Consider the following 15113-nt stretch of genomic DNA (forward strand, 5'->3'; position numbering starts at 1 on the left):
GGCTGTGTTTAAAGTAAAAATACAGCCCGTTATTATTCAGCAATGATTGGCTCTGAGATCCCAAATTTTCATTATTTGCGTAATGGATGATTCAAGAACCTCCAGCGAAACGCCATCTCTGGCTAAAGTTGAAAATCCTAACAGAAGACCATTGAACATCGCCGCCATTGCTGAAGGATCACTTTCGCTTGCTAACTCACCGCTATCTATGGCGCGCTGTATACACGAAGCAAAACCTTTCCGCGTTTCTTCTCTGATATCTGCCAGCAGTTTTTGGATATGTTCATGCTCTGGTGAGCAAACACTAGCTGACAATACGAGTAAACAACCCGAGGGGTGATCGTATTCTGTTTGCATTCTCGCTGAGTGACGTAGTGCCATTTCAACCGCGTCTTTGGGTGGTATGCTCTGATCCCAAAGGCTTGCGGTTACCTGACCATATGTATCCAGATAACGGGTCACCACTTCTTTAAATAGTGCCTCTTTGGAGCCAAAGGCAGCATAGAAACTGGGAGCAGAAATGCCACCCATTCCAGCTTTTAGCTGACTCAGAGACGTTGATTCATAGCCGTGTTCCCAAAACAGAAACATCGCCTGATTGACCGCTACATTTCGATCAAAACGACGTGGACGCCCCATTTTAGCCATCATTTTTCCCTCATTAAAGTCTACTTAAATACTAATCGATATAAAAGTCCTTGACAAGGTAGCCTTGTTATCCTTAATTTTATATCGATCGATACATATATTAAAAGGGTCATTTAAATGCATGAAAACACGTCTGTATTATCAGTAACGACAACTGAACGCCTTCCTATTTCCGGATTATTGGGGCTGGCAATGACGGGCTTTATTGCTATTTTGACGGAAACACTACCCGCAGGGTTACTACCTCAAATTAGCTTGGATCTTGGTGTTTCAGAAGCGTTAGCGGGTCAGTTAGTCACTCTTTATGCTTTAGGGTCATTATTAGCAGCAATTCCTCTTGTCGCCGCAGTGCGCGGTTATCGGAGACGACCCGTTTTACTCTGCGCTATTGTTGGTTTTTTGATTTTTAATACGATTACTGCATTATCCTCAAATTATTTTCTGACGTTAACTGTACGTTTTCTGGCTGGAGTTGCAGCGGGTCTTGCGTGGGGGTTTTTAGCCGGTTATGCACGGCTGATGGTACCAGTTTCATTGCAGGGCCGGGCAATGGCAGTAGCAATGGTGGGAACACCAATTGCATTATCTCTGGGGGTTCCTGTCGGGACTTGGGCTGGTAATCTGATTGGCTGGAAAGGAACCTTTGCGATTATGTCTGGCCTGACAGTCATACTGGCGATATGGGTCATACTTAAGGTACCTGATTTTCCTGGGCAAAGTGCAGAGCAACGTGTTCCTGTTTACAGAGTTTTTACCACAGCGGGTGTTCGTCCGGTGTTGCTTGTCATTTTTTTCTGGATGTTGGCACATAACATTCTTTATACCTATATCTCACCTTTCCTTGTACCCGCCGGATTATCGGAACGTGTTGATTTCATTCTCCTGATATTTGGGATAGCAGCTTTACTGGGTATCTGGATCATCGGGTTATTGGTTGATAACTATCTGCGAATACTGGTGTTACTCAGCCTTAGCATATTCACCTTAACTGCCGTTATGCTTGGTTTTGGTGGTAATATCCCTTCAGTCATTTATCTGGGAGTTGCTGTCTGGGGATTAACCTTTGGTGGTGCAGGGACATTATTGCAAACAGCTTCTGCTGACGCCACAGGGGATGGTGCCGATATAGCGCAATCTATGGTTGTTACTATATGGAATATTGCTATCGCTGGTGGGGGTATTGTGGGAGGAGTTCTGCTGGAAACCCGTGGAGTATCTTCATTCCCCTGGGTGATCTGTCTATTGTTATTAGCTGGATTAACTTTAGGCTGGAAGTCTAAAAAATATGGTTTTCCCAGCAGCCGTAGGCTCCAATAATTTGAGGGTATTGGCGCAAAATAGAGTGTGTTTTTGGTACCGTCTTCACTCTGAAGATGGTACCTGAACAATATTCGTTAAGAGCTGCTCCCCTGTTTTAAACGCAGACCTTTTTGTATATGAGCATGGAAACATACAGTGATGATTACTCTGTGCTCGTAGCGCAATTCCCATCAATATGTTCACCTGAAAAAGCGCGTTTAACAAAAATGGTAGAGTCGGGCAAAGAACCTTTCATTGTGGCCGAATGGCTCAAATCGGGATAGAGATGCCACTCAATATGGCTGCCTCGTTTGCACGCAGCAGTAACAAGCTGAACTTGACCGGCTTTTGGTGAGTCTACATCCTGCCCACCTGTTCCCCAGAAAATAGGAATGTCGGTTTTTATGGCGGGGTAATATCTGATGTCCATGATAGCTTGTATAAGCGGTGATGGATCTTTCTTAAAGCTATTTGCGCCGGTTAGGTTATCTGAAAATATTTGTTTTTCTATATCACGCAGACAGTGAGTTTGTGAAAGGCGAAAAGCCGGGATTGCTTTGTCACTCAGATAATCCTCTGGCGATAATGATGGTTCGACTAACGATACGGTATTTATTGCTAACAGAAGGTAAGCAAGCGTATGTCTGACAATATCATCTCGTTTTACTATTTTCTTGATAGCGTCAGGCACACTGGTTCCCGTTGTTACAGCACCGACAATATCGAGATCAGGTGAGTAGCTTTTTGCGTATAAGGTAGCGGCAAAGGTTGCTCCTCCGCCTTGCGATTGCCCAATGAGTATTGTTTTCTTTGATAGATGAAAATGGCCTTGCTGAACTGCGCGGATACTATCAAGCAGGCTATAAGCTGTAGCCCGATAGTCAGAATATGGGTGTAATCCCGGGGTTCCCAATCCTTGATAGTCTGTAGCAACAATGGCATATCCTTGTTTGAGCCAGTAGTTGAGGTAGCCAATATCACGTTTACTTCGGCCTGCAAACGATGGAGCACAAATATTCGCGATACCGACGGTGCCATGTGCCCAGGCTAATAATGGCCATCCCCCTTTTGGTGGTGTTCCTTTCGGTAAAAATAGCGCGCCAGAAACCGTAATTGGAGAGTGATTATCGATACCGTCGGTCGAACTATAGAGAATACGAATGTTTTGATCGGCATTCGACAGGCTTTGTACAGAGTCTAATGGTTCGACGCGAAGTAATTGACCGGCTTGTTCTGGTGTTTTCCCTGACCAATTATAAAATGTGGGTAGATTACGCTCTCCGGTGCTTATTGGAGCCCCGGCAAAAGCAAGCACAGGATTGATTGTTAATACAAAAAATAAAATATTAATCAATCTGTTATTCCATGATGATATCGCTGTCATGATTTTTCGCCCTGATTTCTTCAAATATCACTCACCTTAGCAAACTCCACTTATCTGTAGATGAAATGCTTATTTGTTTAATTACGTATCTGTGGATGGCGATGCAGGCATTTTTGTCATTAACCTGAAATACCTTACATATGAAGTGCAAGGTATTTCAGGTTTGTTAAGGGGAGTTTTAGATATCCTGAAGTCGGAGTAAGGCGTCAGAGTATTAACTGATAAACTCAATATCGTTTAAGTCACTATTTTGGATTGGAGACTTTCCATCAAAGAATTGAATAAGAATATCAGTCAGCACATCAGGCCGTTCTATCATTACAAGATGGTCTGATTTCTTTATTGTCGTAAATATAGAGTTAGGGAAAATAGAGGCACAACGTTTAATAATTTCTGATGGAGTGATGATATCGTATTCACCCGTTATGAATAAAGTGGCTTTGTTAAAGCCGTTTGCTTTCTCATAATCTCGTTGGTTTAAAAGGCGTTTTTGGAGATACTTATATCTTTCTGCATGATGGCGTGTTGATTCCAGTAATGTTTTCTTAACAAGTTTATATGTTGTTTCTCTGCCTAGTATGTCGACATCCGGATCAAGGCAAAGAATACTTGCAATGGTATTTTCTGTAAATTCTTCATAATTCCCTTCGGTCAGTGCCTTTAATGCTGTATCCAGTTTATCTTGAATATGAAGTGGCTGGGTGAGTGCAGTGCCTATAAATGCTGTTTTATTCACTCTTTCAGGCCATTTGTACGTAAACTCAAGCGCTGTAGCTCCGCCGTATGAAATACCGATGAGATTTATTGTTTGTAAAGACAAGGTATCTAAAAGGTGTCGTGTGCATTCCGCCAGAAACTCAAAATTTTGATTTGGGGGAATATCGTCAGCAGAACCCGTACCGGGCAGGTCGACAAAGATGAGAGGACTGTCTTCTTTGAGGAGGTATTCTAGGTGAGGTAAGGAGTACATATCCTGAAAACCACCAACGATAATAAATATGGGGACTACTTGGGGGTCACTGATGTCACCAATAACCCGAAAAGCATATTTTACTCCGTTCCATGTGATTTCCTTTCTGTCATGAGGCGGAATGCGAAAACTGGAATCAATAAAAGCAGCGAGTGATTGAACATTTCTGAATCGTAGAACATCGCTCCAGTCTATTTTCTTTCCTAGCTTATCCTCAATAAAGATTTGTATTTCAACTAAAGAAATAGAATCTGCGCCAAGGCTGAAAAAATCATCATAAATATCCATTGATTCAACAAGTAGCACTTCACGACATATTTCCAGTACATCATGTTCAGTCTTATTTAGCTTGGTTTTTTGCAATGACTCAGTCATATCTTCCTCCTATTGTCATCTAACCAATATTATATCCTAATTTTCATTCTGTGAAATATAGCCATTAAAATGTAGAAACTAAAAAAAATAAATCATTTTTTAATAGTATCCACTGAAACTAATGTTAGAATTTTTAATTTTATTAAAAATATCAATCTAAATAGCATTTAGCTGATATTACCTCTATTGATTTTATTGTTCTTTTTGAGAAGGAAGATAGAAATAACTATATTTTTAATTGTCTAATCTGGCATTCTTTTATCTATATACGGTAAACTTATTCATTATTTTTATATGAGAATAAAAAAGAGAGAGCTTCATGGAAAATTCCTTCCAGAAAGCACGCTGGTTAGTAGGTAAAAGAACGAATCGTTGATAGTACGGACAAGTTATCATCGTAGTAAGAATTTGAAATTTGTAACAGGACAGTCGCATTTTCAGAAGAAAGAGATACTGCACGTGATAGAGATATTGATGCTATCTGGTGTCAGCAACACCATCAGCTACAAATCCATTGTGTATATATTTGGGAGAAAAACGAGTGACAGATAATAGTCCAAAGAAAAATTTTATAATCAGAAATATAAATGAAATTGAGCTGGATAATTTTGAACGTTCTCCATTGTATGCATCTCATGGTGGCTCTCTCACAGAGGGGACTCAGGCTTCTAAACTAGGCGCTTCTATTGACTGCGTTCCTCCCGGAAAACGCGCAGTACCATATCATTTCCATTATTCACAAGAAGAAATGTTCATTGTTATCAACGGATCTGGAACACTTCGTATTGCTGGTGACATGATACCGATAAAAGAAGGAGATGTTATCTGCATTCCTCCGGGAGATAAGTATCCCCATCAGATTATTAATACATCCAATGAAATGCTGCGTTATGTTTCCATCAGTACAATGGAAAGTCCTGAAATCTGCGAATACCCCGATTCAAATAAATACTTAGCTAAAACAAAATCTGATGTAAATGGGATGAAACAATTCCGTGCCATGAATTTTATGGGCGAGGGTGTTGATTATTGGGAGAATGAGCCATAAAAAATCTGTAGTAGTAAGGTGATATACAATGAATTATCGCCATGGAGACTCGATTCCCCATGGCGAAGATTAACTCCATGATGCTTATCTAATAGCTAACCTGCAAATGGTGTTGCGGCTGGCCCTGAAACACCTGGTTGGCAAACAAACAGTCCTCCTGCTCCGGGGGCTGTGGCAGAATGTTCCACAACTTCCTGAGAAAGACCATACAAATTATTAGTGATATCCGGTAATTTTCGGCCTGCACTAGTGATAAACAGGTTGTCACCGTGAACGCCACCAAATGTACAACTTGTGACCGCCGGTGTGGATACTCTGACTTTCGCTATTAACTCTCCTGCGGGAGAGTAGCGGTGTATTTCTCCGCTGCCCATTAAAGCAAGCCAGACATGCCCTTCATGATCAACAACTAAACCGTTTGGTATTCCTTCACCTTTGGCGAATGCTTTAAAGCAACGCCGGTTGTGAAGTGTGCCCTCAGTGGCATCAAAATCGAAGATATCCACGGCCAGCGTGTGTGAATCAACATAATAAAAAGACGTTGTGCCATCAGGACTCCAATCCAGTCCATTAGAGAGAGTCACATGGCTCAGTATGGTCGTGATTGTTCCATCAGGATCGATCCGGTAGAGTGCTCCTTGGCCTTCAATAACCTCACCGGTAGAAGTGAGAATATCATTACCGAGTGTGCCAACCCACAACCTGCCTTTAGCGTCACATTTCACATCGTTCGCCCGTACTTTTTTGGGGTCTGCGTCGAGTTGAGCAAATTGTGTGATGTGACCGTCACCATCCAGCGCTAAAATATCAATACCCGCGACAACAATGATGCCACCATTTTTACGGGGAACAGCACCACCAATATGACGGTTTAATGTCCAGCGCCTGCCGATATGCCAGTCTATATTGTTATTAGATTGGGCTTCCTGCACGATACCAAGCGCATTATCACACCAGAGAAGGCGATTTCCTCTGGCATCCCACAAAGGTCCTTCTCCTATTGTGTTTTTGACATCAATGGCCAATGTTGCTTTTATATGAGTGTTCATGTTCATTTGTAACTTTCACCCAATCGTTTATTTATCACCTAACTTACGGTCAAGTTCATTACGTAAGATCGCCTGAAATGTTGCTAAATTTTTTGGCCCCATCAGGTCGTAATGGTCACCTGCTACCGGGATATAATTATTTGTCTGACGGGAAAAAGCATCCCAACATTTGAGGTGAGTAAACCACTCCTCTTTTGATCCGCGAGGTGGATCGGCATAAAAGACACTAATTGATTCAACATTACCAGTTGGTACATATGAACGCCCAATATTCAATAATGATTGGGTTAATGTTGCCCATGCTTTGAATTTCTCTAAATTTAAATCCAGTTCTTGCAGACGTTCAGATGACACATCTTTCAGTAGATATTCACAAGCTTCTTGGTTCCCTGCGGCTGCACGGATCTTGGCTGCTAATCCATCTTTTTCCTCTTTGTCAACTAAGGAGAGGAAAAAGGCTAATGTGGTGGCGATATCGGCTTCGTCAACTGCGGCCATCTGATGCATAAGCAATGGAGCCATATCAATACTACCAACAAAAGCCACACGCTCACCTTGTGACTCAAGGCGCTTGGCAATTTCGAAAGCCACAGGGCTACCATAGGAATATCCTGCGATTGCATACGGACCATGTGGCTGACGTGAGCGGATCCCTTCAAGGTACACGTTGACCAACTCTTCGAATGATGTGAAGTGCTCTTCACCTTCTTCAAGACCGCGGGCGCGCAATGCGTAGAAAGGACGATCATTGATAAAATATTTTGCAAGATTGACAAAAACCAGTATCTCACCAATTCCGGGATGGATGCAGAAAACTGGTGTTTTATTACCCGTGGCTTGTAGGGTAACCACAGGATCATAGATACCACTATCATGGGAAGCTAGACGAGCCGCTAGTGTTCGTACTGTTGGATTCTGAATAAGAGTGACGATAGGGACATCTTTAATGTTGAACTGTTGTTGAACAGCTTGTTTAAGTCTGACGATATCGAGGGAAGTACCTCCCACATCAAAAAAGTTTTCTGTTGCGCTTATCTGGTCGGTTTCAATACTAAACAGTTCAGCATAGATATTGGCAATTATCTCTTCTGTTTCACCTGCTGGTGGAATATAGCCGCCCGTATGCTTATCACTCACCTCTTTGATATAACGAACTTCATCGGCAAATATGCCCGATTCCAGACGCTTGCGCATAATTGCACGTTGTATTTTACCCAGACTGGTTTTCTGAAAAGCTTCTTGTGGTAGAGGCAAAATTAGTGTGGGACGGAAGCCCCAAAGCAGGATAGTGGTATTGCGGATAGCAGTGAGCAAGTGATACAGCTTGTTATCGTCGGAATGTGGGAATGAGGCGGAAAAAGCAACAACAAGCTGCTCGGTATCACTGCCCACAGACCGTATCGGGAATGCCGCAACAAATGATTTTTCAATGCCTGAAAGCTGCTCGAGTGTAGTTTCAAGTTCATGACTGAAATAATTCACTCCACTCACAATAATACTGTCTTTATTTCTTCCGACTAGATTCAGTCGCCCATTTTCGATCAAGGCAAGATCACCTGTTCGGAACCAGCCATCTTCAGTGAACGCTTCCCGAGTTGCCTCTTCATTATTATAGTACCGGGTGAAGATCATCGGGCCGTACAACTGTAGTTCTCCCACTTCATCGGCTTGTGACAGAGGACCATCTTCATTAGCAACACGCATTTGCAAGCCGAGAATAGGAAAACCAAGTGAACCAAATTCTTTATTGGCATCAATATCAGGGAATTCGCATGAATAGATGGAGCCTGCACAAGTTTCTGTCATGCCAAACCCGGGCCAGATGACATTGTTTGCCAGTCCGTAAGGGGCAAGGAGATGATGGAAATTTCTTCCTGTTTCAACAACAGTAGCTTCTCCGCCTGAAATGATTTGCCGCAAGCAGGAGAGATCGAACGGTTTGTTTTCAAGCTCTAGAGCAACTGTTCGTCCTGATTTCAATGCAGCATTAATTTGGCCTAAAAGGAAATTGGGTGTGAAGGTCATAGCGACTCTATAATCGCTGATAAGGCGCAGGAACAATAGAGGTTCAGCAAGAATGGTCTCGGGTGGGACATGAAGCTGTTCAGCTCCAACAGATAAAGGTAATAGGTGGGCTTCTGAAAAAGCGGCTACGTGATCGAAAGAAATCCAGTTGAGCGTGATATCTTCTGCCGTCAGGCGTTGACGCTCATTTTTCCCTTTCATTGCCGACAGTAGATTTCCATGTGTTAGCACTACGGCTTTTGAATTACCAGTTGATCCTGAAGTCAGCATAAATATGGCAGGATCATCAATACTCGCTTGATGAATACTATCATCCGGCATTGCCGTGCGTAATTTATTCACATCGATAGCATCAGAGAGCCCAACCAGTTCCCTCTGCAGTGATTTGGTGGAAATCAACAGTGGGTTTCCGAGTAGAGAGCTAACATGGTTAAGATGTTTTTCCCAACGTTCAGGGTCATTACGAATAGGAATAACAGGGCAAGGAACATATCCCCCAAGAATACAAGCCCATATGGCGGAAACGAAATCGTAGGCATGCTCGAGGATCAGAATGACATGAACATCAGGTTTGGGCGCATGAGCACGCAATCCTCCCAGTACCCGCTGTGCTTCTTTTATCAAATCGGGGTACGTAACCCATGTACTCTCGTTGGCTTTATCACCGGAAATAAAGCGGAGGCCGGAATGAGGATACTGTTGTACCGCTTGTAATAAGAGATCACTGATGGTTGTTACTGTGGGTTCAATATTTTCATTCGGTTTTTTATAAATTTTATTTTCAGGCATGTTTGATATTCCATATAAAAAGTAGCGGTAGGTTATTTATGTCTTTCATCTTCCAAGTTTCGGCTCTATTGGCGGTGTTTACTTAACAAAATGAATTATGTTCTTTGTTATCGTTGTGCTGTGATATTAAAATATATTGGTATGTTTTAATATTTGTTCTATGACAAAAAATAACAGGCGAAGTTATGCGAAGGAAATTTAACCCGAAAATATTGAGTCGGTAAAGTTCTCACCCAGCATATAGAGCGACATAATCTTACGCTACGTTCATATCAAACAATTAGCAAGAGGAACGATTTGTTATTCCAGTTCGATATAAAATAATGAAAAACTGATTGATACCCATATTAAAAAACATCATTATAATTTTTTTAATCATTAAAGTTTTTTAATCATGATTATTTTATCTTTAAGGGAAACGGCACTGACTATTGAATTAAATTTGACAGATACTTTTATTGATCCGCTCGCCGACTCTACATATTGGAAATATACGGCTGCCTGATAAATGTATTTCTTGATAACCTAATTTTTAACTTTGGGAAAACGTATGAGCTGGTATTGTCAGAATCAATTTGAAGTTCGTCTGGAATGGGGATTACACGCTGCTGAAAATCTGGCGCAATATGTTGATTGTGTGGTTGTTGTTGATGTTATGTCGTTTTCAACCTGTGTCAGTATAGCAAGCGACAATAATGCTTATGTTTATCCTTACTCGTGGAAAGACGAGACAGCTATTCAGTATGCAAGAAATTTAGGGGCACTTTCTGCCAGCTACAACAGAAAATGTGCTGACAGTCAATTCAGCCTTTCACCAGCTTCTCTTCAGGCAATTCCTGAAGGTACTAAACTGGTTCTACCATCACCTAATGGCTCATCAATTTCATTCAAAGCAAAAGATTATGGTGTTACGGTTTTTAGTGGTTGCTTTAGGAACATAACTGCGTGTGCAAGAGCTTGTGAGGATTTTAAACGCATTCTCGTTATCCCAAGCGGAGAGCGTTGGCCTGATGGGAGTATCCGTTTTTCTATTGAAGACTATGTTGCTGCTGGTGGAATTATTGCGTTTCTTGGCGATCGTAAATTATCCCCTGAAGCATACGCAGCCGTTGCTGTCTATGAGCAACAACGGCTGCATGGTTTATCATCACTTTATAACTGTTCATCTGCACTTGAGCTGAAAGAAAGAGGGTTTGAAGCTGATGTTAATCTATGCCTTGAAATTGATGTGAGTGTAAATGCTAATCGTCTTAATGATAATTTTTATATGGCGGTATAAGTAATAGCAAATGCCATAATTTAATTCCATAACAGAAGATGTATGTGGTTTTTATTCATTAATTTTTCTATCAAAATAAGGAGAGAATCGAGCCTTTATGGGCATTCGCTCCTTAATTCTTGCCATATTAACGCTGATATCTTCCTCAGTTACCTGATAATCGTTCCATAAATTGTGATAAACACTGACACTCTCTGGCCATCTGTTTATTACGGAAAAACCTCGATTCAAACATTCCTGATGTATAGCTTCATATCTTTTCTTCAAAAAGAACAGCTTATCTCTGAAAAAAATCACATGTCCTTTTCCTAGCAGGTATTTTTCCGATGTACTCAAGGTCACATTACCTTTCCTCCTAACTATCTCATTGGGAATTCTGGTTAATTCTCTATGTTCGGCAAGTAAGTGTTGATCACACAATTCACTTGGCTGGATAAGATTTATTCTGGTCATAATTTTTAATCACAAAATCGATAAATGTTATTTTTAAATTAGATAGGGTTGAGGAGGTAAAAGCTTTCTATAGCCGTAGGCCTTAATCGCCTTACTATGTCACCGAGAGAGCATCTTTAAAAGACTTGGTCATGATGCAGAAATGTGGATTTTTGAAGCAGATCTCAAAAATTGCTCATAAGGCATAGAAGGGGACTGTTACCGGAAACCGACGAGTAAATATTGACATTTCGTTTGCCACCGAAGCATCGCAATACCTTCCCTTATATTATTTTCCCATGCCTTTTGTGGCTATTAATCTGAAAAAGGAAAATATTCGTATGTATGATATTCATGTTGTTCTCAGTAATACTCCCGGCGCTCTTGCTTTTCTCGGTTCTTTACTTGGTAAAAATGGCGTTAGCCTGGAAGGTGGTGGAGTTTTTACGATTGACAATGAAAGCCACGCCCATTTTTTAGTTGAAGATGGAGAGCTGGCCCGTCAGGTTCTGATGGCTGCTGGTTTAGATGTACGCGATGTAGTTAAGCCTTTAATCAGAAAACTAAATCAGGAACGGTCAGGTGAACTGGGTGAAGTAGCTGATGCTATTGCACGAGCTGGTATCAATATAATTGCTCAATACAGCGACCACAATAACCGCTTAATCCTTCTTACTGAGAATAACGAACTTGCTGCAAATGCCACCATTAAATGGGATGTACCCTAGGAATGAAAAATAAAAGCCATTAAGCCATATAAATGAATAAACCGACTAAACTGTAAAACATTCAATTCATCGTGGATTTGGTTGAATAAAAAGGCTTTATCATTCCGAAAAATTTTACAAAGTGGAGTATATGATGGCTGAACAGCAGCTTGAATTTGATGAAGTGATTGAAACGCTGCCATTGCACAGTTGGTCGGAAAATGTACCTCATCCAGTACAGCAGAATGCGCTTACTTCTCTGGAACTGGGTAAGGTTCTCTATCTGCCAGAACTGAGTTTCTCTTTGATGCCAGAAGAACAGAAGTTACTCAGAGAAGACGCGGTAAAAGCAGGGCGTAAGAATATCAGCTACCGCCCGGATGAACATAAAATAGCAGGAGTAGCGGTGCAGTCTGATGAACAACTGGTGCATGTGCTGATGCAACGTTATTATGAACACTGTCAACAATTGATTGAACATCTGTTGCCAATATATACGAAAGTACTGCATACACCCGTCAATTCGCTGCGAGTTCATCCGGTAACTACATGGAAAAAAGGTAACTCCTGGCGTAAAGATGATAGCCGGTTACATGTAGATGCATTTCCTTCCAGACCGATTCAGGGGCAGCGTATTCTTCGCATATTCACTAACATTAACCCAGTCGGCGAACCTAGGGTATGGCGAGTTGGTGATAAATTCCCTCAGATAGCCGATCAATTTCTTCCTGCGACCCGTAGCTATTCCCGTATTAATAGCTGGCTACAGCACAAACTGGGGATAACCAAAAGCCGCCGTACCCATTATGATCATCTGATGCTTGGGCTGCATGATGCGATGAAAGCCAACCAGCAATATCAGCAGCAGGGGGCTCAGTTAGAAGTTCAATTTCCTGCTGGTAGTACCTGGATTTGCTACTCAGATCAGACCCCCCATGCGGCGATGTCAGGGCAATTTATGCTGGAGCAGACTTATCTATTGCCAATATCTAAAATGGCTTCGCCAGAAAATTCGCCACTAAAAGTGTTGGAAAATAAACTCGATAAAGCGCTGCTGTAAATAATTTGGCTGGGCTAAACATTGAGCGTTTTTTGTTAAAGTCCAGCCATTACTCATAATTAATACTCAATTTGCATATATGGAGTAAGGCATTATATTAAATTGGTGAGCTTAAATAGGGTGCCACCAATTTATAAAAAATGACACTATTATCCGAGCAATAACCAGTGATGAACTTGTCTAAGTATCGCATTTATCATATCAGGCTCTTTAATTGCTAACAGGATTGCAATGACAATTCCCACAATAATACCCGCTAAAAACCACATTATCTTGTATTTGCATTCTCCTTTTTGCTTATGTTGGCTGGCATGCCATTTGTTTCGGCCTCGGAATTCTTTAGGGTTGTAGTAGTAGTCTTTTTTAGCTGAATTTGTCATAGAGTCTTTTAACTCCCCCGTATTATTGCCCGTTATTTGTTCAGTTGTGTAATGAAATTGAATCAGACTAGCTGTAAATTTTTACTGCCCGATCATGATGTTTTTCTTTGTTAAGTGGAATTTATTTTCTATAAAAGCTGCGTCAGACATTAATGTATTTTTTGATAGTTTTGCAAATGTGCGTTGATTAAGTAAAAAGTTAGGGATTGAAAAGACGTAATGAATGAAGGGAAGGCTGAGGTTGTCTACTGACTGTTGATAAGTGCATATCTCATAAGGAGGAAATACCAGAGTTTACACAGGATTGCTTAAAAATATTTGGTTCAGATATGCCATAGTTCGTGAGTGGACTTGGATAAAATAAGGTCGGAAAATCCGACCTTACTATTACTCGTAATCTTATTGATCTGCTGCTGGGCCACAGCCGCCAATGATCTTGGAGATAGATACTGCCGGATGCAGCAAGTAATCATAGCTACAATTATTTTTTTTATTTTCCACACGACCAGTACATGCAGTCAATGTTGCCAAAACAGTCCCTACTAATACAATTTTAATTAATTTTTCCATAATGTTTAATAACACCTTGTCTTTTTTAGTTCCTATGAAAATTAAGCTAAATTAAATCATTAGCTTAATTAGATTATATTAAACCCATAATAATTTCAAGTATTATTGCAACTACAAAAGTAACACTATTTAGTTAATAGTGTTTTGATAGAACAGGGTAATGAGTTTTCGATATACAGATGATTTTACTATGCCGCTTAGTTCTTTTCCTCGTCATCTGATTTTTTGTAATTACATATCATAAAACCTCATCATAAATACGCTGTTATTCCATAATAAATTTGATATTCACTATATTTATTTCGAATTGTACAAAATTATAAGCTAAAATGAATTAATTGAATTACATCTCTTACTTAAAGTAAATATCCAGCACACCCCATGTAAGGTGCATTTCTGGTTCAGTGACCGGTGTATCATAACTAAAAGGAAATAAGATATGCGTATTCGTTGTTCAGCGCGTTTACTGATCATTAGCCCGTCTAATCGAGTATTATTGTTTAATTTTGTACGTAATGAAGGTGCATTAGCCGGTCGGTCATATTGGGCCACGCCAGGAGGAGGCGTTAAAAAAGGAGAATCTTTTGAACAAGCCGCGATTAGAGAACTGCGTGAAGAAACAGGTATCCGAAAAGATAACGTTGGACAATGTGTTGCTCAAAGAACATTTGAAATGATTCTCCCTAGTGGAGAGGCTGTTTTAGCAAAAGAACATTTTTATATCGTCAAGTTTGATAAAGAAGACATCAACACCACTGAGTGGACTGAAAATGAAAAATCAGTTATTAAACACCATCATTGGTGGAGTATTGATCAGCTTGCCAATACAGTGGAAACTGTTTATCCAAATGATATAAAAGAAATATTTTTTACTGCGGTAAAAAATAATATCTTTCAGTAGCCATGTAATGACTATTGAATCTTTTTTTCAAATATTCCCGCGTCGCTTCAAATTAGCTAAACGTAGATTCCGATTTTACAAATCGGAATTGATAACGAGGTTGCTGCATTTTCAGTACGCATTGTTTATGCAGGATTCACAGGCCAGCTTTAACTATGAGTGTTCAAGAGGTTTCTTTTGAGAGATATAAAGGATGC

At 40.6% G+C, this 15113-nt stretch carries 14 protein-coding genes; 6 read left to right on the forward strand and 8 right to left on the reverse strand.

Annotated features, from left to right (window positions below):
- Positions 1 to 36: 36 nt before the first annotated feature.
- Positions 37 to 648: a TetR/AcrR family transcriptional regulator gene (locus tag Xsto_RS09930; RefSeq protein WP_099124968.1), complete on the reverse strand. Its 612-nt coding sequence runs from the start codon at positions 646 to 648 to the stop codon at positions 37 to 39.
- A gap of 117 nt (positions 649 to 765) precedes the next feature.
- On the opposite strand from Xsto_RS09930, the gene Xsto_RS09935 reads away from it, so the two are divergent.
- On the forward strand, positions 766 to 1965 hold the full coding sequence (locus Xsto_RS09935) for an MFS transporter (protein WP_099124969.1): 1200 nt from the start codon (positions 766 to 768) through the stop codon (positions 1963 to 1965).
- Between the two features lie 145 nt (positions 1966 to 2110).
- On the opposite strand, the gene Xsto_RS09940 is transcribed toward Xsto_RS09935, so the two are convergent.
- Together Xsto_RS09940 and Xsto_RS09945 are read right to left on the reverse strand one after the other, a co-directional pair.
- Entirely contained in the window at positions 2111 to 3331 is a 1221-nt protein-coding gene (locus tag Xsto_RS09940; protein ID WP_099124970.1) for a lipase family protein, read from the reverse strand.
- Positions 3332 to 3545: 214 nt separating this feature from the next.
- Positions 3546 to 4676, reverse strand: a complete 1131-nt coding sequence (locus Xsto_RS09945; protein WP_099124971.1) for an alpha/beta fold hydrolase — start codon at positions 4674 to 4676, stop codon at positions 3546 to 3548.
- A gap of 541 nt (positions 4677 to 5217) precedes the next feature.
- Here Xsto_RS09945 and Xsto_RS09950 point away from each other — a divergent pair.
- Complete coding sequence (locus tag Xsto_RS09950) at positions 5218 to 5724, forward strand: cupin domain-containing protein (protein ID WP_099124972.1); 507 nt, start codon at positions 5218 to 5220, stop codon at positions 5722 to 5724.
- Between the two features lie 95 nt (positions 5725 to 5819).
- Here Xsto_RS09950 and Xsto_RS09955 read toward each other — a convergent pair whose 3' ends face one another.
- The gene (locus tag Xsto_RS09955) at positions 5820 to 6779 is read right to left on the reverse strand and encodes an SMP-30/gluconolactonase/LRE family protein (RefSeq protein WP_099124973.1); all 960 of its coding nucleotides are present in this window, start codon (positions 6777 to 6779) and stop codon (positions 5820 to 5822) included.
- Between the two features lie 21 nt (positions 6780 to 6800).
- Positions 6801 to 9587: a non-ribosomal peptide synthetase gene (locus Xsto_RS09960; protein WP_099110248.1), complete on the reverse strand. Its 2787-nt coding sequence runs from the start codon at positions 9585 to 9587 to the stop codon at positions 6801 to 6803.
- A gap of 550 nt (positions 9588 to 10137) precedes the next feature.
- On the opposite strand from Xsto_RS09960, the gene Xsto_RS09965 reads away from it, so the two are divergent.
- On the forward strand, positions 10138 to 10866 hold the full coding sequence (locus Xsto_RS09965) for a 2-phosphosulfolactate phosphatase (protein WP_099110247.1): 729 nt from the start codon (positions 10138 to 10140) through the stop codon (positions 10864 to 10866).
- A gap of 51 nt (positions 10867 to 10917) precedes the next feature.
- Here the strand turns inward: Xsto_RS09965 and Xsto_RS09970 are convergent, their stop codons facing one another.
- Entirely contained in the window at positions 10918 to 11319 is a 402-nt protein-coding gene (locus tag Xsto_RS09970; protein ID WP_099110246.1) for a pyrimidine dimer DNA glycosylase/endonuclease V, read from the reverse strand.
- A 320-nt stretch (positions 11320 to 11639) separates the two neighbouring features.
- On the opposite strand from Xsto_RS09970, the gene Xsto_RS09975 reads away from it, so the two are divergent.
- Both Xsto_RS09975 and kdoO read left to right on the forward strand, forming a co-directional pair.
- Positions 11640 to 12026 (forward strand): amino acid-binding protein, encoded by a 387-nt coding sequence (locus Xsto_RS09975; RefSeq protein WP_099110245.1) that lies wholly within the window; start codon positions 11640 to 11642, stop codon positions 12024 to 12026.
- A 133-nt stretch (positions 12027 to 12159) separates the two neighbouring features.
- Positions 12160 to 13065, forward strand: coding sequence for a Kdo hydroxylase KdoO (gene kdoO / locus Xsto_RS09980; protein ID WP_099124974.1), 906 nt, complete (start codon positions 12160 to 12162; stop codon positions 13063 to 13065).
- Positions 13066 to 13214: 149 nt separating this feature from the next.
- Here the strand turns inward: kdoO and Xsto_RS09985 are convergent, their stop codons facing one another.
- The gene (locus tag Xsto_RS09985) at positions 13215 to 13445 is read right to left on the reverse strand and encodes a hypothetical protein (RefSeq protein ID WP_099124975.1); all 231 of its coding nucleotides are present in this window, start codon (positions 13443 to 13445) and stop codon (positions 13215 to 13217) included.
- Positions 13446 to 13844: 399 nt separating this feature from the next.
- Complete coding sequence (locus Xsto_RS09990; protein ID WP_099110242.1) at positions 13845 to 14015, reverse strand: YhfL family protein; 171 nt, start codon at positions 14013 to 14015, stop codon at positions 13845 to 13847.
- 439 nt (positions 14016 to 14454) lie between these two features.
- Here Xsto_RS09990 and Xsto_RS09995 point away from each other — a divergent pair, with 439 nt between their 5' ends.
- Entirely contained in the window at positions 14455 to 14916 is a 462-nt protein-coding gene (locus Xsto_RS09995) for an NUDIX hydrolase (protein WP_099124976.1), read from the forward strand.
- Positions 14917 to 15113: the final 197 nt, after the last annotated feature.

It is taken from the genome of Xenorhabdus stockiae (assembly GCF_002632825.1).
In the GTDB taxonomy this organism is placed as follows: domain Bacteria; phylum Pseudomonadota; class Gammaproteobacteria; order Enterobacterales; family Enterobacteriaceae; genus Xenorhabdus; species Xenorhabdus stockiae.